Origin of the sequence: Sphingopyxis sp. RIFCSPHIGHO2_12_FULL_65_19, assembly GCF_001830555.1 — a bacterium.
Lineage (GTDB): Bacteria > Pseudomonadota > Alphaproteobacteria > Sphingomonadales > Sphingomonadaceae > Sphingopyxis.
Genome location: NZ_MIAM01000039.1, coordinates 25,867 through 47,133, shown reverse-complemented (window position 1 = coordinate 47,133; position 21,267 = coordinate 25,867). Strand labels below are relative to the sequence as shown.

General features: G+C 64.1%; 17 protein-coding genes. 11 read left to right on the top strand and 6 right to left on the bottom strand.

What is annotated here, in order from left to right:
• Nucleotides 1-224: 224 nt before the first annotated feature.
• Together A3E77_RS11555 and A3E77_RS11550 are read right to left on the bottom strand one after the other, a co-directional pair.
• On the bottom strand, nt 225-3,113 hold the full coding sequence (locus A3E77_RS11555; RefSeq protein ID WP_293646026.1) for a valine--tRNA ligase: 2,889 nt from the start codon (nt 3,111-3,113) through the stop codon (nt 225-227).
• Nucleotides 3,114-3,258: 145 nt separating this feature from the next.
• Nucleotides 3,259-5,325, bottom strand: a complete 2,067-nt coding sequence (locus A3E77_RS11550; protein WP_293646024.1) for an alpha/beta hydrolase family protein — start codon at nt 5,323-5,325, stop codon at nt 3,259-3,261.
• A 139-nt stretch (nt 5,326-5,464) separates the two neighbouring features.
• Between A3E77_RS11550 and A3E77_RS11545 the strand changes: the two genes are divergently transcribed.
• Nucleotides 5,465-6,166, top strand: coding sequence for an HPP family protein (locus A3E77_RS11545; protein WP_293646022.1), 702 nt, complete (start codon nt 5,465-5,467; stop codon nt 6,164-6,166).
• Nucleotides 6,167-6,223: 57 nt separating this feature from the next.
• On the opposite strand, the gene A3E77_RS11540 is transcribed toward A3E77_RS11545, so the two are convergent.
• Nucleotides 6,224-7,507 (bottom strand): metal-dependent hydrolase family protein, encoded by a 1,284-nt coding sequence (locus tag A3E77_RS11540; protein ID WP_293646020.1) that lies wholly within the window; start codon nt 7,505-7,507, stop codon nt 6,224-6,226.
• Nucleotides 7,480-8,385 (bottom strand): KPN_02809 family neutral zinc metallopeptidase, encoded by a 906-nt coding sequence (gene ypfJ, locus A3E77_RS11535; RefSeq protein ID WP_293646018.1) that lies wholly within the window; start codon nt 8,383-8,385, stop codon nt 7,480-7,482. The genes A3E77_RS11540 and ypfJ overlap by 28 nt, the downstream gene beginning before the upstream one ends.
• Nucleotides 8,386-8,534: 149 nt before the next feature.
• On the opposite strand from ypfJ, the gene A3E77_RS11530 reads away from it, so the two are divergent.
• The 6 genes from A3E77_RS11530 to A3E77_RS11505 all read left to right on the top strand — a co-directional run bounded on the left by A3E77_RS11530 (nt 8,535) and on the right by A3E77_RS11505 (nt 14,244).
• Nucleotides 8,535-9,692 carry a patatin-like phospholipase family protein gene (locus A3E77_RS11530; RefSeq protein WP_293646016.1) on the top strand — a complete coding sequence of 386 codons (1,158 nt, stop codon included), beginning with the start codon at nt 8,535-8,537 and terminating at the stop codon, nt 9,690-9,692.
• A gap of 29 nt (nt 9,693-9,721) precedes the next feature.
• Nucleotides 9,722-10,507, top strand: coding sequence for a 3-hydroxybutyrate dehydrogenase (locus A3E77_RS11525; RefSeq protein ID WP_293646014.1), 786 nt, complete (start codon nt 9,722-9,724; stop codon nt 10,505-10,507).
• 116 nt (nt 10,508-10,623) lie between these two features.
• On the top strand, nt 10,624-11,223 hold the full coding sequence (locus tag A3E77_RS11520) for a DUF4893 domain-containing protein (RefSeq protein ID WP_293646012.1): 600 nt from the start codon (nt 10,624-10,626) through the stop codon (nt 11,221-11,223).
• Between the two features lie 22 nt (nt 11,224-11,245).
• Nucleotides 11,246-12,574, top strand: a complete 1,329-nt coding sequence (locus A3E77_RS11515; RefSeq protein ID WP_293646010.1) for an amidohydrolase — start codon at nt 11,246-11,248, stop codon at nt 12,572-12,574.
• Between the two features lie 10 nt (nt 12,575-12,584).
• Nucleotides 12,585-13,349, top strand: a complete 765-nt coding sequence (locus A3E77_RS11510; protein WP_293646008.1) for a hypothetical protein — start codon at nt 12,585-12,587, stop codon at nt 13,347-13,349.
• A gap of 70 nt (nt 13,350-13,419) precedes the next feature.
• Entirely contained in the window at nt 13,420-14,244 is an 825-nt protein-coding gene (locus tag A3E77_RS11505) for a helix-turn-helix domain-containing protein (RefSeq protein WP_293646006.1), read from the top strand.
• A gap of 285 nt (nt 14,245-14,529) precedes the next feature.
• Here A3E77_RS11505 and A3E77_RS11500 read toward each other — a convergent pair whose 3' ends face one another.
• Nucleotides 14,530-15,297 (bottom strand): crotonase/enoyl-CoA hydratase family protein, encoded by a 768-nt coding sequence (locus A3E77_RS11500; RefSeq protein ID WP_293646004.1) that lies wholly within the window; start codon nt 15,295-15,297, stop codon nt 14,530-14,532.
• 246 nt (nt 15,298-15,543) lie between these two features.
• On the opposite strand from A3E77_RS11500, the gene A3E77_RS11495 reads away from it, so the two are divergent.
• On the top strand, nt 15,544-15,738 hold the full coding sequence (locus tag A3E77_RS11495) for a hypothetical protein (protein ID WP_293646002.1): 195 nt from the start codon (nt 15,544-15,546) through the stop codon (nt 15,736-15,738).
• A 72-nt stretch (nt 15,739-15,810) separates the two neighbouring features.
• Nucleotides 15,811-16,794 carry a TerC family protein gene (locus A3E77_RS11490; RefSeq protein ID WP_293646000.1) on the top strand — a complete coding sequence of 328 codons (984 nt, stop codon included), beginning with the start codon at nt 15,811-15,813 and terminating at the stop codon, nt 16,792-16,794.
• Nucleotides 16,795-16,942: 148 nt separating this feature from the next.
• Here A3E77_RS11490 and A3E77_RS11485 read toward each other — a convergent pair whose 3' ends face one another.
• The gene (locus A3E77_RS11485; protein WP_293645998.1) at nt 16,943-18,535 is read right to left on the bottom strand and encodes an isocitrate lyase; all 1,593 of its coding nucleotides are present in this window, start codon (nt 18,533-18,535) and stop codon (nt 16,943-16,945) included.
• Nucleotides 18,536-18,672: 137 nt separating this feature from the next.
• Between A3E77_RS11485 and A3E77_RS11480 the strand changes: the two genes are divergently transcribed.
• Nucleotides 18,673-20,061, top strand: coding sequence for a helix-turn-helix domain-containing protein (locus tag A3E77_RS11480; protein WP_293645996.1), 1,389 nt, complete (start codon nt 18,673-18,675; stop codon nt 20,059-20,061).
• An 88-nt stretch (nt 20,062-20,149) separates the two neighbouring features.
• Nucleotides 20,150-21,267, top strand: a 1,118-nt coding sequence (locus A3E77_RS11475) for an HD-GYP domain-containing protein (RefSeq protein ID WP_293645994.1), incomplete at its 3' end; no start/stop codon positions are given.

Below are 21,267 nucleotides of genomic sequence, written 5' to 3'. Positions count from 1 at the left end.
TCTGGCGCGGCGGGACGGGGTTGGCGGCCGGGTCCGCGGCCGCCGCAAAGGGTGTCGGCGTGACGGGCGTCTCGCCATCGGTCACGAAAAATCCTCCCCGCTTGCGGGCAGGGTGGTGGAGGGGGTTCGCGGCCCGACGCAGCTTCGCGCAAGGACACTAGCCCCGTCCGTCAGCCGTTCCGGCTGCCACCTCCCCACAAGCGGGGAGGAATGGCGGCGTTCGCTCACCCCAGCCGCGCCAGCGCGGCGGTCAGACGGTCGGCTTCGGCTTCCTTCGCGGCATGATCGGCGCGCGCCTTTTCCACCGCTTCGGGCTTGGCGCGCTCGACGAACGACGGGTTGTTCAGGCGCCCGGCAAGACCGTCGCGTTCCTTCGCCGCGGCGGCGAGCGCCTTGGTCAGGCGGTCGCGTTCGGCGGCGATGTCGATCACACCTTCGAGGGGAACCGTGATCGTCTCGCCCTCGACGACGAGTTGCGCCGAAGCGCCTGCGGGGGCAGGATCGAAACTGATCGATTCGAGGCGCGCGAGGCGGTCGAGCTGCGCGGCGAGCTTATCCGTGCGGCCCTTGAGCGATGCGGGGAAATGAGCAGTCAGACGCGCGCCCGGCGGCAGGCCGAGTTCGGCCTTGGCCGTGCGCAGCTCGCTGACGAGCTTGATCAGCCAGTCGATATCGGCGCTCGCGCCGGCATCGCGCACGGCGTCCGGCGCGGGCCATTTGGCGGTGATCAGCGGATAGTCGGCGCGCTCGCCGAGGCCCGTCCACAGCTCTTCGGTGATGAAGGGCATGAAGGGGTGCAGCATGACCAGGATCTGGTCGAGCACCCATCCGGCGACGGCCTTCGTCTCGTCGTCGATCGCGCCCTTGATCAGCTCCAGATACCAGTCGCAGAAGCGATCCCACGCAAAGCTGTAGATCGCATTCGCGGCCTCGTCGAAGCGATAGGCGGCGAAGGCACTTTCCATCGCGGCGACGGTCGCGGCGACCTCCCCGATGATCCAGCGGTTGACGGGAAGCGTCGCGGCGGGCGCCTCGAAGCTCGTCGAGGCCGAAATGCCATTGGCTTCGCAGAAGCGCGCGGCGTTCCACAGCTTGGTCGCGAAATTGCGATATCCGGCGAGGCGCGCATCATCCATCTTGATGTCGCGGCCCTGGCTTTCCATCGCCGCCATGAAGAAGCGAAGCGCGTCGGCGCCATATTGGTCGATCAGGCCGAGCGGGTCGACCACATTGCCCTTCGACTTCGACATCTTTGCGCCGTCGGGCGCGCGGACGAGGCCGTGGAGATAGAGCGTCTTCCACGGCACATCGCCCATAAACTCCATCCCCTGCATCGCCATGCGGGCGTCCCAGAAGAACAGGATGTCGAAACCCGAGATAAGGACGTCGTTGGGGTAGTGGCGTTTGACGAGGTCAGTATCTTCGGGCCAGCCGAGCGTGGCGAAGGGCCAGAGGGCGGAAGAGAACCAGGTGTCGAGGACGTCGGGGTCACGCCAAAGGCCGAGCTCGCCGTTTGCAAACGCATCTCTGGCTTCGTCAAACCCTTCGACTTCCGCCAGTCGAAACCCGTCTTCCAAAGTGAAGTCTATGCCCACTTCCGAGTAGCGCTTCTCGGCCTGAGCAAGCGCTTCGTCGAAGGTCTCAGCAACAAAGACTTCAGGGTTTGCACGAACACGCCGGATCGGGTCATCCAGGTCAGGAATTTCGTCTAGCCATGCAAAGGTGCCATCAGCCAGCGATTGCTCATCTTGGCCGATCGGCGGCCCATACCAGGCGGGGATCCGGTGGCCCCACCAGAGCTGCCGCGAGACGCACCAGGGCTGGATATTCTCCATCCAGTTGAAGAAGGTCTTTTCCCACGTCTTGGGCACGATGTTGATGCGCCCGTCGCGCACTGCCGCCATCGGCGGCTGCGCGAGCGTTTCGGCGTCGACATACCATTGGTCGGTCAGCCAGGGCTCGATCACCACGCCGCCGCGGTCGCCGAACGGCGTCTGGATCGTGCGCGGCTCGGCGTCATGCTCCGTGACGTCCCCGTCTTTTGACGTCACGACATGCGGGATCAGGAAGCCACCTTCCTTCATCCGCTGGACGACAAGCTCGCGCGCGCCATCGACACCATCGCGTTTGAAGCGGTGGAGGCCGAGATATTCGGCAGGGATCAGCCCATCGGCGGTCTGGATCACATTCGCGTCGCCATCGAGCATGTTGAGCATCTCGCCGGGCTTGAATCCTGCGCGCTTGCCGACCTCGAAATCGTTGAAATCATGACCTGGCGTTATTTTCACCGCGCCCGAACCCAGTTCGGGATCGGCATGTTCGTCGGCGACAATGGGAACGCGGCGGCCGGTGATCGGCAGCGTCACGAACTTGCCGATAACGCTTTGATAGCGCGCGTCATCAGCGTTCACCGCGACCGCCATGTCGGCGAGCATCGTTTCGGGACGCGTCGTCGCGACCTCGATATAATCGCGCCCATCGTCGAGCGTCACGCCGTCGGCGAGTGGATATTTGAAGTGCCAGAACCCCCCCTGAACCTCGTGCGTTTCGACCTCGAGGTCCGAAATCGCGGTCTTGAGCTTCGGATCCCAGTTCACGAGGCGCTTGTCGCGGTAGATCAGCCCCTTTTTGTGAAGGTCGACGAACACCTTGACCACGGCCTTGGTGAAGTGCGGGTCCATCGTGAACTGCTCGCGGCTCCAGTCCATCGAACAGCCGAGACGGCGGAGCTGGCCGGTGATCTGGCCGCCGCTTTCCGCCTTCCATTGCCAAACCTTGTCGATGAAGTCCTCGCGGCTGTAATTGGTGCGCTTGTCCTGCCGCGCTTCCAGCTGGCGTTCGACGACCATCTGCGTCGCGATGCCGGCATGGTCCATGCCGACGACCCACAAAGCATCCTTGCCGCGAAGGCGCTCGTAGCGGACGAGCACGTCCTGCAACGTGTTGTCGAGCGCATGGCCGATATGCAGCGCGCCGGTGACGTTCGGCGGCGGGTTGACGATCGTGAAGGGGGTGGCGTCGGGGCGGTGCGGGCGAAACAGCCCGCGGCTTTCCCACTCAGTGGCCCATTTCGCTTCAATCGCGGCGGGATCGAATGTTTTTTCCATCGGCATAGCCGGGCGCCTTTGCCAGCCGGGGCGCGAGGCGGCAAGGGGGAAGCTGTCCACACGGGCCCTCCGCATCGCGGATAGCTTAATTTGAAAAGCCGTGTGCTCCCGCGAAGGCGGGAGCACACGGTCGCGTGTTAGGTGAGCAGTCCTATTTCTTCAAATGCTCACCCATCCAGTTGAACACCGTCTGATGCCACTGGACGCTGTTCGCGCCTTTCAGCACCCAGTGGTTCTCGTCGGGGAAGACGAGCAGCTGAGACGGGACATTGCGCCGCTGGAGCGCGGTGAAGGCGGCGAGACCCTGACTGTAGGGGATGCGGAAATCCTTTTCGCTGGTGATGACCAGCATCGGGGTTTTCCATTTCGTGACATGGTTCACCGGGTTCCATTTCTCGGGGTCGGTGCGTTCCCACCAGGGGCCGCCATGATCCCATTCGTCGAACCACAGTTCCTCGGTCTCGAACGCCATCGCGCGCAGGTCGAACACTCCGTCGTGCTGGACGAGGCATTTGAAGCCGTCGGTCCACTGGCCCGCGATCCAGTTCATCATATAACCGCCGTATGAGGCGCCCAGCGCACAGGCGTTGTTGAGGTCGAGCTGCGCATCCCGCTGTCCCGCTGCGGCGAGACCGAGCTTCAAATCTTCGAGCGGCTTGCCGCCCCAATCCTTGTTGATGCTGTCGGTGAAGGCCTGACCATAGCCGGTCGATCCGTGGAAATCGATGGTGACGACGCCATAGCCCTGCTCGGCGAAAAGGCGCGGATTCCAGCGCGTCGACCAGCTGTTGCCGAAGCTGCCCTGCGGCCCGCCATGGACGATGAACGCGACCGGCAACTTGCCGGTGCTGTTCGCGGGCTTCAGGGTCATGCCCCACACCTTGTCGCCGTTCGCGCCCGCGAACTGGATCTTCTCCAGCTTGACCGGATCGAATTCGGCGAGACGCGCGGCATTGACCGCGGTGATCTGTTTCACCTTGCCCTTGGCGTCGCGCTCGAACAAATCGGTCGGCAGCAGCGCGCTGTTGCGCGAATAGAGGAGGCCGCCGCCGGGAAGCGGGGTGACGTCGCCGATATTGCCCTCGAACGCTTCGGTCGTCGCCTTGACCTTTTCGACCTTGCCCGTCGCGGCGTCGATGCGGAACACCGGATGTTCCAGCGTATCCTGCGCTGTCACATAAAGCGATTTGCCATCCGCGGCCCAGGCGATCGAGCCGACCGAACGGTCCCACGCGTCGGTGAGTTTCTTCGTCTCGCCGCTTTCGAGGTTGCGGAGCATCAGCACCAGCCGGTCGGCCTCATAACCCGGCCGCGCCATCGCGGCATAGGCGAGCCATTTGCCGTCGGGCGATGGGGTGGGGAGGGTGTCGGTCGCCTGATTATTCTGCGTCAAATTCACCGGCATCATCCGGCTGTCGACCAGCCAGCTGTAGATATCGAGGTTGGTCGACATCGGTTCATTGCGGTCGGCCTTGCGCAGCGTGAAAAAGACGGTGCGGCTGTCGGCGCCCCACGCCAGTTCTTCGCCGCCGCCAAAGGGCTTCGACGGCGTGTCGCCGACCAGCCCGGCGTCGGCCGGACGCGCGGCGGTCGCCTTGCCGCCTTCGAGATTGAAGATGAAGGGGCGGCTGTAGGTGCCGGGCGTTTCCCAATGATCCCAGTGACGGACGAAGCCCACGCCGTCCTTGTAGAGACGGCCGGTGCCGGGACCGGGCAGCGCGCCCTTGTCCTTCGCGTCACAGCCGAAGTCGGTGCATTCCTTGGCAATGTCGCCCCATGCGAGCAGCTTGGTGGCGTCGGGCGAAATTTTGAAGCCCGAAATATCAGCCTTGGTGTCGGTCACCTGCGTCGGGGCACCACCCGTTTTGGGATCGGTCCGCCAGACCTGGCTTTTGCCCGACGCGTTCGAGAGGAAATAGAGCGTGCCGTCCTTGTCGAACGCGGGCGCGGTTTCGTTCATGCCCGCGGTGTCGGCAACCGGCGCAGGCTTTGCGTCCTTTGCATTGCGGTCGACGATCCACAGGCCGGTCGAACGCTTGTAGCTGCCTGCTTCGGTCTCGGTCATCTGGAACACGACCCAGCGGCCGTCGGGCGATGCGGCCGGCGCGGCGACGCGCTTCAAGGTCGCAAGGTCGACCTCGGTCATCGGGCGAGCAAAAGCGGGGGCGGAAAGGGCGGCGGCGAGCGCGATCGCGCTGCAAAGGATATGGTTTCGCATGAAAACGGTTTAGCGATGCGGCGCGCGGGTTCAAGGACGAAGGCGCGCCAAATCGCGCTTCGCCGATGCCAACTAATTTTCGCTGGCAGGGGAAGAGGAAAAACCCCATCGGGCCGATCGAGGAACGAGAAGGAAGCCGATGGTCCGCGCGTTACTGAACACAGGCCGCATCTTCGTGCCGCTGCTGGCCGGCGCGAGTCTGCGCGACCGCGTGATCGCGAGCGTTGGCGCGCTGATCGGGATCGGCTTTATCGGATTGACCTGCACCGCGCTGTTCGCGTCGTCGATGCCGTGGATCGTCGCGCCGATGGGAGCGTCCGCGGTGCTGCTGTTCGCGGTCCCGGCCAGCCCGCTCGCGCAGCCCTGGTCGATCGTCGGCGGCAATGTCGTGTCGGCGCTTGTTGGCGTGGTCGTCGCACAGTTTATCCCTGATCCGGCGATCGCCGCGGCCGTTGCGGTTTCGCTGGCGATCCTCGCCATGTCCCTGCTGCGCTGCCTGCACCCGCCGGGCGGCGCGGCGGCGCTGAGCGCGGTGCTTGGCGGCTATGCGCTGTTTTCGGCGCATGTGATCGATTTCCTGATCGTCGTGGCGGTCAATTCGCTGTTGATGGTGGCGATCGGCTGGCTGTTCCATCGTTTTTCGGGGCACAGCTATCCGCACCGCGCCAAGCCGGTCGAGGGCAAGGCCGTGCCTCCGGTGCCGGTTTCGGGGCTGTCGATGGGGGATATCGACGCCGCGCTCGACGATCTGGGCGAGACGTTCGACATCAGCCGCGAGGATCTGGCGTTGCTGCTCGAGCGCGCCGAGGCGCATGCGGAGGAGCGGAACGGCGCGCGGTAGCTTCCAATAGATCGCGTCATTGCTTCGCTCCGCTCGCAATGACGACTTCCGGTAAGTCTAACGGACCAGAACGCCGCCCTTCATCACATGGTCGATCTTTTCGAGAACCGTGATGTCGGTGAGCGGATCGGTCTTCACCGCAACGAAATCGGCGTAGCGGCCGGCGACGATCGCGCCGACGTCGCTGCGGCCCATTTCCTCCGCAGCGCGGCCGGTGGCGGACCGGATCGCCTGCATCGGCGTCATCCCATATTTGACCATATTGCGGAACTGCCGCGCGTTCAGTCCATGCGGATAGACGCCAGCATCGGTCGCATAACCGATATTGACCCCCAACTCGACCGCGCGGCGAAAGGCGGCGCGCTGCGCATCGGTCGTCTCGCGGTTCTTGCGCAGATATTCTTCGGGCCAGCCCTCTTTGGTGCCGATATCGTCGATATAGGTGCCGTTATAGATATCCATCGCGAGCCAGGTGCCATGCTTTTTCGCAAGTTGCAGCGTCGCCTCGTCGGCGAGGCTGGCATGTTCGATGCTGTCGACCCCGGCCTCGATCGCATTGCGGATGCCGATGGCGCCATGCGCGTGGGCAGTGACCTTTTTGCCGCGGGCATGGGCCACCTTCACGATCGCGCGCAGCTGGTCGGTGGTCAGTTCGGGGGCACCGGGTTCGGTGCCGATGGCAAGCACGGCGCCGGTGGCAATGGCCTTGATGAAGTCGGCCCCCTGATCGAGCAGATATGTCGTCCGCGCGGCGGCTTCGTCGGGCGTCGCTGCGACGCCGAGCCGCATGTCGGGCGGCAATTGTTCGTTCGGGACGACGCCGTTGAGTTCGCCGCCGCCTTTCGGGATCGTCAGATAGGCGCCCGCGACCCACATCCGCGGGCCGGGCACGTCGCCGCGGTCGATCGCGTTGCGCAGCGTCACATCGGTCAGTCCGCGATAGGTTCCGACGTCGCGCACGCTGGTGAAACCGGCATTCAGCGTCGCGCGCGCGTTGCGTGCGCCGACGAGCGCCGTTTCGGCGGGCGAGGCCTTGATCGGGGCGGCAAGGTCGGCGCTCTGGCCCAGGTCGGCGAGGTGGGTGTGGAGGTCGATCAGCCCCGGAAGGACCGTAAAGCCCGACCAGTCGACGATAGTGGCGCCATCGGGCGCCGTGCCGCACGCGCCGACCGCCTTGATCAATTCGCCATCGACGGTGATGCACTGGCCGGTTCGGGCCTCGTCCGACAGGCCGTCGATCAGCCGGCCTGTCTGGATATAAAGCGTTTCGGCAGAGGCGGGCGACGCGACGAGGACCGCCGCGAGCGCCGCCGTCAGATATTGGAAGCGAACGCGTCGCACTGGCGCGGGTCCCCCGATTGCAGGCCGCGCCGCAGCCAGCTCATCCGCTGCTCGCTGGTCCCGTGGGTAAAGCTTTCGGGCACCGGACGCTGCCCTGCTGAGCGCATCAGCGTGTCGTCGCCGATGGCATTGGCGGCGCGCATGGCCTCCTCCATGTCGCCCGCTTCCATCACTGGCCGGCCCGCGGCGGTCTTTGCGCGCGCCGCCCACACTCCGGCGTAACAATCGGCCTGCAACTCCATACGGACTTGCAGCGCATTGCCTTCGGCCTGCGAGGCGCGCTGTTGCGCGCGGCGAACCTGATCCGAAATGCCGCTGATCGTCTGGATATGGTGGCCGACTTCATGCGCGATGACATAGGCCTGCGCCGCATCCCCCGCGGCGCCAAAGCGTTGTTCGAGTTCGCGGAAAAAACTGGTGTCGAGATAAACGCCATTGTCGGCGGGGCAATAAAATGGCCCCATCGCGGCCTGTGCAGCGCCGCAATCCGACTCGTTTCTTTCAGTGAAGAAATTGAGCGTCGGTTTCTGATACCCGTTGATCAGCCCGCCCCAGACGGTGTGGGTCGACCCGAACACATTGCACGCCAATCGCTCGGCCTGGGTATCGCACGCGACGTTCGTGCCGCTCCGGCTGTCGGCGGCCGGGTCGCTTGTGCCGCCGCCCATGCTCAGCATGTTCGCTCCGGGGCCGAGCACGAAAAAGGCCACCGCGCCCAGCAACAGGATCGTGCCGCAGCCCATCTTGCGGCCCAGCAGCATCGGCAGGAAACCGATCAGCAGTCCGCCAAGGCCGCCGCCCCCGCCACCCCCGAAACCGCCGCCGCCGCGGCCAAGGTCGCGGATGTCGTCGCCGGGATCATAATCGTCGAGGCGCATTGGGTTTCTCCACCGTCAATCGTCGTTTCGGTTCGATAGTTACAGCAGCGTCAAGCAATTGAAAGGGCTTTGGTATGGAATCGAGTCATTGCAATGGGCCGTGCTGCGGTGCACAAAACCGCGGCACCAAACAAAGGATTGCCGAGTCCATGCCCCGCCGTGCCGCCCGCGCCGCTTTGCCATTGCCCGACCTGGTCGTGCTCGTCCTGCAAGGCGGGGGCGCGCTCGGCGCATTTCAGGCTGGGGTGTATGAGGCGTTGATCGAACGCGGGCTCGAACTCGACTGGGTTGCCGGGATTTCGATCGGCGCCGTCAACGCTGCGATCATCGCCGGGAACGAACGTGATCAGGCGGTCTCCAAGATGCGCGCCTTCTGGGAAGGCGTCTCGTCGGCGTTGCCGTCGCTGCCGACTCCCGACAATGACTGGGCGCGCGAATGGAGCCATATGACCGCCGCGGGGCAGGTGATGGCGTTCGGCGTTCCCGGCTTTTTCACCCCGCGCTTTCCGCCGCCCGCTTTCGCCGAGCGGCAGACGCCCGAAGCGGTCAGCTTCTACGACACGGCGCCGCTGGTCGCGACGCTCGATCGGCTGGTCGATTGGGACCGGGTGAATGACGGGAACGTGCGCCTTTCGGTCGGTGCTGTCGCGGTCGAAACGGGCAATTTTCGTTATTTCGATACCCGAAGCGACCGGATCGACGCGCGGCATATATTGGCGTCGGGCGCGCTGCCGCCGGGTCTGCCGCCGGTCGAGATCGACGGGACATGGTATTGGGACGGCGGACTGGTTTCCAACACTCCGCTCGAACATGTCGTCGACGCCGCGAAAGAGGATATGCTGGTGTTTCAGGTCGACCTGTTCCCCGCGCGCGGTGTGCGGCCACACGACCTGGAAGAAGCCTGGTCGCGCGAAAAGGATATTCGTTATTCAAGCCGCACGCGACGGATTTCCGACGGGCTGGTGCGGCGGCGCAAGGAGCACCGGCTGATCGACCGGATGCTCGACAAGCTGCCTGCCGAATATTCCGAGCTGCCCGAAGTGAAGGCGGTCCGAAAGATGGTCGACTGCAAGGCGCTCAACGTTGTCCAACTGATCCACGAGCCGCCCGCATGGCAGACCGGCGCGCGCGATTTCGAGTTTTCGCGATCGACGATGGAGGTCAACTGGGCACTCGGCCGCGATGCGGTCGAGGCCGCGATGAAGGACGGCCATCTGCTCACCGACAGCATTGCCGAAGGGCGGTCGGACAGTTTTGCGGTGCAATCGAATGCATTGCGACCAAAGGCCGAACCCGACGTTTCCTGATCCTCTCTCCACCCGAAAGGACTAATTTCATGCGCCTGACTGGAAAGACCGCCCTCGTCACCGGATCGACCTCCGGCATCGGGCTCGGCATCGCCAAGACGTTTGCGGCCGAAGGTGCGAACATCATCATCAACGGCTTCGGCGACGCCGACGCGATCGAGGTCGAGCGCAAGGGATTGGAGGCAATCAGCGGCGGCAAGGCCGCCTATGACGGCGCCGATCTGACGAAGCCGGACCAGATCGAGGCGATGTTCAAACGCGCCGATGCCGATTTCGGCGGCGTCGATATCCTTGTCAACAATGCCGGAATGCAGTTCGTTTCGCCCGTCGAGGATTTCCCGCCCGAAAAATGGGACATGATCATCGCGCTCAACCTGACCGCGGCTTTCCACACGATCCGCCACGCGGTGCCGGGAATGCGGAAGAAGAAATGGGGGCGCATCATCGCCACAGCGTCGGCGCACTCGCTTGTCGCGTCGCCATTCAAGTCGGCCTATGTCACCGCCAAGCACGGCCTTGCCGGCCTGACCAAGACCGTCGCGCTGGAAGTCGCCGATGCCGGGATTACAGTGAATTGCATCAGCCCGGGCTATGTCTGGACGCCGCTGGTCGAAAACCAGATCCCCGATACGATGAAGGCGCGGGGGATGACGCGCGAGCAGGTGATCAACGATGTCCTGCTCGCTGGACAGCCGACCAAGCAATTTGTGACGGTCGAGCAGGTCGCGGCGATCGCATCCTTCCTGACACGAGACGAGGCGGCCAACATCACCGGCGCCAACCTGAGCGTCGATGGCGGGTGGACCGCCGGATAACTAGCTGCGGCCTTGAGCATTCTCCTTTGCGCCCCTAAGGTTAACGCAACCGGACCGGGGAGTGACGGAGAATGAGGGGTCGTAAGAGTTTGATTTTTGCCCTGGCGTTGGGCCTGATGGCTGGCGCCTGTCGAACGGTGCCGCCGATGCCGCCCTCGGCTGCCGATGCACCGGCCGAAACCGGCACGTGGCGCGCCACAGCGACCGCGCAGGACCAGGGACGGATTCGCGGCTGGTATAGCAGCTGGCAGACCGCGCTCGCCGACGCGCGGGCAAAGGGGTTCGGCGCCGACATCGACCGCGAGGGCGTGTTGCTGCAACCGGCGGCAGCCTTGCCCAACCCGCATCTGCCGGCCGGCGACTATCGGTGCCGGACGATAAAGGTCGGTGCGCAGGGGCGGGGCGGGCTGTCCTACGTCGCCTATGGCTGGTTTCGGTGCCGCGTGTCGGCCGAACAGGGACTGTCGAGCCTGACCAAGGTCACGGGGTCACAGCGCCCGGTGGGATTGATCTTTCCCGACAATCTGAAACGCCAGGTGTTTCTTGGCACGCTGGAGCTTGGCGACGAAAAAATGGCGGTCAATTATGGCAGCGACCGGATGCGCGACATGGCGGGGCTGGTCGAGCGGATCGGCGATAATCGCTGGCGGCTGGTGCTGCCTGCACCGGCGTATGAATCCTTGCTCGACGTGATCGAACTGGTCCCGGTGAGCTGACTACGAAAACAGGTGAAAGACGATGCGGATTTTGTGGACGGGCGCCTCCCTCTTGGCTTTCGCGGGGCTGGCTTTGGCGATGCCCGCGGGCGCGCAAACGCTGCGCGGCGAGGTCGACAAGCAGATGCCGTCGCTGATCGCGATCTACAAGGATTTGCACGCCCATCCCGAACTCAGCTTCATGGAGGTGCGTTCGGCGGGCATCCTCGCGGCCGAGGCGCGCAAGCTGGGGTTCGATGTCACCGAAAAGGTCGGCGGGACGGGCATCGTTGCGGTGATGAAGAATGGGCCGGGCCCTGTCGTGATGGTGCGCGCTGACATGGACGGGCTGCCGGTGACCGAACAGACCGGCCTTCCCGGCGCGTCAAAGGTGCGCGTGACCACCACGGAAGGCGTCGAAACCGGCGTCATGCACGCGTGCGGGCACGACACGCATATGGCCGCGTGGATCGGCGTCGCGCGGCTGATGGCCGCGAACAAGGCGAAATGGTCGGGCACGCTGGTGATGATCGGCCAGCCCGCCGAGGAACGCGGCGCCGGCGCGCGCATGATGCTCGAGGATGGACTTTATAAGCGCTTTCCCAAACCCGAATATGTGCTGGCCTTTCACGACGCGGCGCAGTTCCCGGCGGGCAAGATCGGCTATACGCCCGGCTATGCGCTCGCCAATGTGGACAGCGTTGACATTGCCGTGAAGGGGGTTGGCGGCCACGGCGCCTATCCGCAAACGACAAAGGACCCGATCGTGCTCGCCAGCCGGATCGTCGGCGCGCTCCAGACGCTCGTCTCACGCGAGATCAGCCCGCTCGACAGCGCGGTGGTCACCGTCGGCAGCTTTCACGCGGGCGCAAAGCACAATATCATTTCCGACGAGGCAAAGCTGCAACTGACGGTGCGCAGCTACTCCGACGAAGTGCGCGACCACCTGCTGGACGGCATCGCGCGCATCGCAAAGGGGGAGGCGATTGCCGCCGGGATGCCCGAGGACAAGATGCCCGTCGTGACGGTGCAGAGAGATGAATATACGCCGGCGACGTTCAATACGGTCGATTTCACCGAAGAGATGGCGGCGTATCTGACGACCAGCTTCGGCAGCGAGCGCGTCGTCAAGATGCCGCCGGTGATGGGCGGCGAGGATTTCGGCCGCTTCGGGCGAGAGGACAAGAGCATCAAGAGCCTGATCGTCTGGGTCGGCGGGGTGCCGCAGGCCGAATATGACGCGGCAAAGAAGGACGGCCGGACGCTGCCGAGCCTGCACTCGCCCTTCTGGGCGCCCGACGCACCCGCGGTCATCTCGACCGCGACCGAGGCGCTGACGGCGATGACGATGAAGCTGATGTCGAAGGGGTAGGGAGACGGCTTTGGCGACGTCCGGCCTTCGTTTCCGAAAAACGAAGCTTCGACCAAATTCGTTCTTGTACAAGGAGAGGATGAGGGTCGTCATCCTCTTTCCGCTCATGCTCGCCAGCTGCAATTCGGGCGATACCGCCGTGCCCGCAATCGACCGCCGCTGTGTTGTGTTGCCGGGTAACAAGACGGCGATCACGTCTTCAAAAGCGGGAAAGAGATATTTTCCAAAGTCGTTCGGAAAGCCGGCACAGGTCTGCAATTTTAAGGGATATCCCGAGTGCTTCGCGACGATCAGCGAGGTCGAAAGGGATTGGTATCCCAGCCATTGGGATGCGGCGAGGGAGCCGTCGCTGTACGAACGGTCGCGCGTTTCTGCCCCGGCGGGCAAATCAACGCTGCGCTTCACATGGCTGCCGACTTTTCACCATCCCGTGATCGTGCGGATCGAACGGTCCGGGGAGCATGCCACGCTCATCGCCAAGCAACTATCGGGCGAGGGCGGTTATGAGCCGGGCAAAGTGGAGCGGGAGGTCCGACGGCCGCTTTCAGCCGCCGAGATCGGTAAACTCCGCGCGATATTGTTCAGAACAAAGGTCCTCGAACAGCGCGCCACTGAATGCGACAATGGTCTAGACGGCAGCCAGTGGATCGTCGAAGGCGTCAGCCACGAGGGCTATCGTTTCATCAACCGCTGGTCGCCCACTGAGGGCCCAGTTCGCAAGTTCGGCGATTTTGCGCTGGGGCTGACCGGCTGGACGTTTGAAGAAATATATTAGTCGCCGTCTTCCACCGTTTCCCAAATAAATTGGGATGGACCTGGTGTTGAGGCTGTGGTGAGCGAAGGACATGCCTGCCCATCAATCTGACTCCGGCTTGTCCGCGTGCCTCTCCGACCGGGAGATGGAAATTTTGCGCCTGTTGGTCGCGGGACACACGGTCAAGACCATCGCCGCACGTCTGGGCCGTTCGGAAACCTCGATCAACGAGCGCCTGCGCTCCGCCCGCCGCAAGACAGGCGTCGGCAGTAGCCGCGAATTGGCGCGGCTTCTGGACCTCCAAAAAACTTGTGACGAAAATATCGATCTTTCGGGACGGCGCACCGCAGTGACAGATTTGGGCCGCACCGCAACCATCGGGGTTCGCGGTCCGAAAGGAATGATTGTCATGCTTATCGCAATATCCCTGGCCGCCGCCGGACTCATGGTCGCGGCCCCGCCTTCTGCCGAACAGATCGGTACATCGAACGCCGTTCACGGCGCGGCGTCCCAGTCGATGCCGCTGATTGGAAACTGGTCGCTCGACGCTTCGCTCATGCCGGTGGAGGAACGGCCCCGGCGGGTGACGATGAGTTTTCGGCCCTCACACGACGGCAAATGGACAACGCGGGTCGAAATCGTCGCGCCGGACGGCTCCAGCCGGCATGCGGAATCGACCGCCGCGCTTGATGGCGTCCCCGTAGCGATTACCGGCAATATGGGTTTCATCGACAGCGTTGCCTTGCGTCAGCCGGCGCCGGACACGTTAGTGATGACGCTGGGGAAGGGCGGCGCCAAGGTGTCGACGCGCGTCTATACCGTCGCCAAGGATCTGAAATCGATGACCGAAACGATTGTCTGGTCGAATGATAACCGGCAACAACTGGAAACGACGCACTTCAATCGCATCGATTGACAGCCTGCAAGGTTGCAGACGACGTCCGCGCACCGGACACGCCCTCGGCCAATTTTCGGCACCCGGACGTGCGTCTGCGATCGATGATAAGGGCGCGCGCCGTGGCCCCTGGATCAAGGCTGGGATGATGGATTGGGGTTTTTAACCGATGACGAACGCGTGCGAGCGCAACATTTCGTCATTCCTGCGAAAGCGGAAACATGCCGATGAGCCAGCCGAACGGCGCGGTAAGCAGCCGCTTTCGCGGGGATGACGAGCTTTTTCTCCGCTCCCACCCCGCCATTGTCAGTCGCCGTTGAATGCCGCAAAACTGCCGCCGCGTCCCGTCCCTTCGGTAAAGCGCCTGGCGCCCGCCGCAGCCCCTTCGCGCAAGGGAACGACGCCTGCATGGGCTTCATGCGCGAGTGCGCCCTCGATATCGAAGTCCCATTGACGGTATGCGCTCAAACGGTCGCTGTTCATGCAGATTTGCGGGAAAGCAGCGATTTGCTTTGCCAGTGCCAGCGCGGCCGCGAGCGCTTCGCCGTCGGCGACCACGCGGTCGGCAAGGCCGATGCGTTGCGCCTCTTCGGCGGCAACGGGGCGACCAGTGAGGATCATGTCGAGCGCGCGTCCCTGGCCGACGATGCGCGGCAGCCGCACGGTGCCCCCGTCGATGAGCGGCACGCCCCAGCGGCGGCAATAGACCCCGAATATCGCGCTGGCGGCCGCGACGCGCAGGTCGCACCAAAGCGCGAGTTCAAGCCCGCCCGCCACCGCATGGCCCTCGATCGCGGCGATCACTGGCTTTTCAAGCAGCATCCGGGTCGGCCCCATCGGGCCGGGACCCTCCGGGTCATAGTGCGATGTGCCGACGGCATGGAGGTCGAAGCCAGCGCAGAAATGCCGGTCGCTTCCTGTCAGGATCGCAGCGCGCGCGCCGGCGTCAGCGGCAAAGGCCGCGAAGGCATCGCGAAGGGCGACCGCGGTCGCCGGATCAACGGCGTTGCGGCGCGCGGGGCGATTGATGGTGACGATGGTCACCGGCCCATCCTGGTCGACGATCACGGACATGCGAAGCCTCCTGTGCGCCGGGATGCGCACGCTTTGGCTAGCATGATGCGACGGGGGCTTGAAAGAGCGACGCTGCGGCCTTAAATAAAAACCATGCGGGCCGGGCCCCTCTGGCGTCGGCGGGATTTTTCCCGCCACGTGATGTCGGACCGCATCGGGTGACACCGATGCTCTGGCCCATCTCCCCTCTACTCCTGGGACCGGCGTCGGCGTCACCTGCTTGATTTATCAATCAGGAGGCCTTTTATGACGCTCAATCCCAATCTTTACCGCCTGACCGAGCTGCATCGCCAACTCGACGACGCCGAACGCCGCGAGGTGCGGCGGCGCGGCGCCGATCCGTTTCGCCTGCTGCGATTGAAAACGCTGAAGCTGGCGGTCAAAAAGCGACTCGCGGACCTTTCGCGGCGCCCTGTGCTGCGCCCGGCGTTCGCCCGCTAACCCCAATAATCGACAACCGAAAGCGTTGCCTTAACGAAGGCAGCGCTTTCGGCATATCCAGGGACAATCATCATGGAATTTCTGTTTGCCGACTGGCTGGGCACCCCCGCTTGGTTCTGGCTCGCCTTCCTGACGCTCGTCATCGCGCTTACCGCGTTCGACCTTGGCATCCTGAACAAGGAAAACAAGGAGATGGGAATCGGCGAGAGCCTCAAGCTCTCGGCGCTCTACATCGGTATCGCCACGACGTTCGGCGCGTGGGTGTGGGCCGCGAAAGGCGGTGAGGCCGGTCTTCAATATTACACGGGCTTCTTCATCGAGAAGGCGTTGTCGATCGACAATATCTTTGTCATCTCGTTGATCTTCACAACCTTTGCGATCCCGCCGCGCTACCAGTATCGCGCGCTTTTGTGGGGTATCGTCGCGGTCATCGTGCTGCGCGGCATCATGATTGCAGGCGGCGCGGCGCTGGTCACCGAATATGGCTGGGTGCTCTACATCTTCGCGGCGTTCCTGGTGTTCACCGGCGTCAAGATGCTGTTCGCGAGCGAAAAGCCGATGGACGTTGCCGGTAATCCGGTCGTCAAATGGTTGTCGCGCCGGATGCCGATCACCAGCGAACTTCACGGCGAGAAGTTTTTCGTTCGGGTGCCCGATACAAAGACCGGCAAGATCGTGCTGGCGGCAACGCCGCTGTTTCTTGCGCTTGTCGTGATCAACCTTGCCGACCTTGTGTTCGCGGTTGACAGCGTCCCGGCGATCTTTGCGATCACCACGGACACCTTCATCGTCTACACCTCGAACATCATGGCGATCCTTGGCCTGCGCGCGCTCTATTTCGCGCTGTCGGCGATGGTGCATCGTTTCCATTACCTGAAATATGCGCTCGCGCTGGTCCTTGTGTTCATCGGATCGAAGATCTTCGTCGCCGATTTCCTGCTGGACGGCGCCAAATTCCCGCCGCTGATCAGCCTTGGCGTTACGGTCGCGCTGATCGCGGGCGGGGTGATCTGGTCGCTGGTCAAGACGCGCGAGGAGGAAAAAGTGACGCTTTGACGAAAATGTCCGCCGGAGGCCTTTCGGCTTCCGACGGACAGGCTTTCCTCCCCAGGAAAGCTCGGGAGGCGCGGGGCGATTTGTGCAAGGCGCCCCGCGCCAAGAGGGTAGACGCGGGGGCTGCAACGGGTCCCCCGCGCCAATCTCGTTACGCAGCGAACTGGTTCATCGTGTTGTCCTTGCCCGCGGCCTTCAGCGCCGCTTCGCCGGCGAAATATTCCTTGTGGTCGTCGCCGATGTCGCTGCCCGACATATTCTGGTGCTTCACGCAGGCGATGCCTTGGCGGATCTCGGCGCGCTGGACGCCCTTGACGTAACCCAGCATCGCTTCGTCACCGAAATATTCCTTGGCGAGATTGTCCGTCGACAACGCCGCGGTGTGATAGGTCGGCAGCGTGATCAGGTGGTGGAAAATGCCCGCCCGCTTCGCCGAATCGCGCTGGAAGGTACGGATCCGGTTGTCGGCTTCGTCGCCCAGCGGCGTGCCGTCATAATCGACGCTCATCAGCTTGGCGCGGTCATAGGCGCTGACGTCCTTGCCCTCCTGCTCCCACGCATCATAGACCTGCTGGCGGAAGTTCAGCGTCCAGTTGAAGCTCGGCGAATTATTGTACGCAAGCTTCGCGTTGGGCACGACTTCGCGGATGCGGTCGACCATGCCGGCGATCTGTTCGATGTGCGGCTTTTCGGTTTCGATCCACAGCAGGTCGGCGCCGTTCTGCAAAGACGCGATGCAGTCCATGACGCAGCGATCCTCGCCGGTTCCAGGACGGAACTGATAGAGGTTCGAGGGCAGGCGCTTCGGCCGCATCAGCTTGCCGTCGCGGTTGATCAGGACGTCGCCAGGATTGCCTGCGCCGTCGACCTCTTCGCAGTCGAGGAAGCTGTTATAGCGGTCGCCGAGGTCGCCCGGCTCCTTCGAGAAGGCGATCTGCTTGGTCAGGCCCGCGCCAAGGCTGTCGGTGCGGGTCACGATGATGCCGTCCTCGACCCCCAACTCCATGAAGGCGTAGCGGCAGGCGCGGATCTTCGCGATGAAATCCTCGTGCGGCACGGTGACCTTGCCGTCCTGGTGGCCGCACTGTTTTTCGTCCGAGACCTGGTTCTCGATCTGGAGCGCGCAGGCGCCGGCTTCGATCATCTTTTTGGCGAGCAGGTAGGTCGCCTCGGCATTGCCGAAGCCCGCGTCGATGTCGGCGATGATCGGCACGACGTGCGTTTCATGGTTGTCGATCGCGGCCTGGACCTGCTTGGCCTTCAGCTCGTCGCCCTCGGTGCGCGCGGCGTCGAGGTCGCGGAACAGCATGCCCAACTCGCGGGCGTCGGCCTGGCGGAGGAAGGTGTAGATTTCCTCGATCAGCGCCGGAACGCTGGTCTTTTCGTGCATCGACTGGTCGGGAAGGGGGCCGAATTCGCTGCGCAGCGCGGCGATCATCCAGCCCGAGAGGTAGATGTAGCGGCCCTTGACGGTGCCGAAATGCTTCTTGATCGAGATCATCTTCTGCTGCGCGATGAAGCCGTGCCAGCAGCCCAAGGACTGGGTGTAGTTGGCGGGATCGGCGTCATAGGCGGCCATGTCGGCGCGCATGATGCGCGCGGTGTAGCGGGCGACGTCGAGGCCGGTCTTGAACTTGTTCTGGGCGCGCATGCGGGCGATGCTTTCGCCGCTGATGCCGTCCCATGTGCCGTCGTAGTCGCGGATGAGGCGGCCTGCCTGCGCCATGTCTTCCTGATAACCCATCGTCGTATCCTTGTGAGAGGTGATGGGTGGATGTTGGCGAAGGTGTCGCGGAAAGTGAAAAGCTTTGTCAATAATATTTGTGAATACCGGCCGGTTCGTGGTAATTAGCGTGTAACATTGTAAAGAAAGTTACAAATATGAGCGAGCGGCGCGTGTTTGCGGGGCCGGCGGTGCGGCGGGTGCGGCGCGAGGCGGGGATGACCCAGGCCGCGATGGCCGAGGCGCTCGATATTTCGCCCAGCTATCTCAATCTGATCGAGAATGGGCAACGCCCGCTCTCCGCCACCGTGCTGGTCAAGCTGGCCGAACGCTTTGCGTTCGACGCCGCGACGCTGGGCGGCGACGAGGTGCCGGGGGGCGCCGCGGGGCTGCGGCGGCGGCTGGCCGATCCGCGCTTTGCCGACCTGGGGATCGGGGCGGAAGAGGTCGAGGAGTGGCTCCAGACCGCGCCCGCGACCGCGGCGGCGTTCGCGCGATTGTTCGACGCGGCGCCCGAAGCGGCAACCGAAAGTGACGGCGACGCGCCCGAAGTGGCCGCGGTGCGCCGCGCGATCGAGAAATGGCGTAACCATTTTGCCGATCTGGATGCGAAGGCCGAAGAACTGGCCGATGAATTGCGCCTCGCCGGGGGCGATCTTTATGGCACGATTTCGGAGCGGCTGCGCACCCGGCACCAGCTTGGCATCCGCATCCTGCCGTCGGACGTGATGCCCGACCGGCTCCGCTGGCTCGACTGGCACGCACGGCAATTGATGTTGAACGAATTGCTGCGCCCCGCCTCGCGCACCTTCGCCGCCGCGGCGGCGCTGGCGCAAATCGAGGCGAAGGCAGAGATTGACGCGCTGGTCGTCGGCGCCGAATTTGCCGAGAGTGCGGCGGCGCGCCTGTTCGAGCGGCACCTGATCCAATATTTCGCCGCGGCGCTGATGATGCCGTATAGCCGTTTCTTGAGAGCGTGCGATGCGACGGGTTACGATCTGCTGCTGCTCCAGCGGCGCTTTGGCGCGGGATACGAACAGGTCGCGCATCGGCTGACCACGCTCCAGCGTGTCGGCGCGCGCGGGTTGCCCTTCTTTATGTTGCGGATTGATCGCGCGGGGCAGGGCAGCAAACGCTATGCCGGCGCGAGCCAGTCGGCGCTTGTCGATGGCGACGCACGCTGTCCGCTATGGGGCGTCCATGAAGCCTTTGCGCGCCCCGGCGAAGTCGTCGCCGACCTGGTCGAACTGGAGGACGGGTCGCGCTGGTTCACCCAGTCGCGCTCGGTGGCCGCGCCGGGCGCGACGGGCAGCGGCACGCCCGCGCGCTTCGCAGTGTGCGTCGGGGTCGATGCCAAGGTTGCCGCCTCACTGATCGCCGCGCGGGGGATCGACCTGATGCGCAGCCCTGCGACCCCCATCGGACTCGGCTGTCGCCGCTGCACCCGCACCGGATGCGTCCAGCGATCGACCCCGCCGCTTGGCCGTCCGCTGCGTTTCAGGGAGGGCGAGCGCGGGGTGAGTGCGTTCGATTTCGCGGGCGATTGACGCCGGTTTCGCGGCAACTGGCTTAAATTGGCACTGATCGTGCCGTATTTGGGAACGGGCGCGGTGACGGAGCGCGACGGGACCGAAAATGCTTGTTCGAATCAAAGCCGAAGATGTCGAGATCGGAATGTTCATCCACGCCTTTGAAGGGTCGTGGTTCGATCACCCGTTCTGGCGCCGCTATTTCCGTGTCGAAACCCGCGAACAGCTGCTGCGAATCCGCAATTCGGACATTGCGGGCGTGGTGATCGACGCCGATCGCGGGCTGGCGCCGCGCGACGACCACGAGGACGCCGGAGAGCGGCCAAAACCGCACCGCAAGCGGCCGAAGGCGGCCGAACGGCCGTGGGGCGATGCGATGTCGTTTCGTTCCGCCGCGACCTTTGCCGCGCCGGGGCGGGCGCCGCGCGACAAGCCCCGCCGCCGACCCGGCCACGCTGCCGAATGTCGCCGCGCCAAGCGGGTGATCGAACGCACACGCGAGGCCGTCGTCGATATGTTCGAGGCTGCACGGCTGGGGCGTGCGGTGGAAGTGCGGCGCATGGTAACGCTGGCGCGGTCGATCGGGGCCTCGATCGAGCGCGATTCCAAAGCGCTGATCAACCTTGTCCGGCTGAAGGACAAGGACGAATATACCTATCTTCATTCGGTGGCGGTCTGTGCGCTGATGATCAATTTTGCGCGCCATTTGGGCCTGGACGCGCAAGAGGTTGAGGATATGGGCGTTGCGGGCCTGTTGCACGATGTCGGCAAGGTCGCGATTTCGGACGCGATCCTGAACAAGCCCGGCACGCTGTCGATGGGCGAAATGCGCATGGTGCGGTCGCATCCGGTCGCCGGGCATCGCCTGCTGACCAACTCGCCCGGCGCGCCCGAAGCCGCGCTGGAACTTTGCCTGCGGCACCATGAAAAGATCGACGGAACCGGCTATCCCGATTGCCTGGAGGGCGATGCGCTGTCGCTGACCGCGCGCATGGGCGCCATCTGCGACGTATATGACGCCGTGACGTCGAACCGGGCGTATAAGGATGCGTGGAGCCCGTGCGATGCGTTGACCCGGATGCAGCGCTGGACGGGGCATTTCGATGCCGCGCTGCTCGACCGCTTCGCCGACAGCCTTGGCATTTTTCCTGCCGGGACGCTGGTGCGGCTGTCGACCGGGGAATTGGGGGTCGTCATTGGCAGTGCGGCCGACGCACCCGAAAC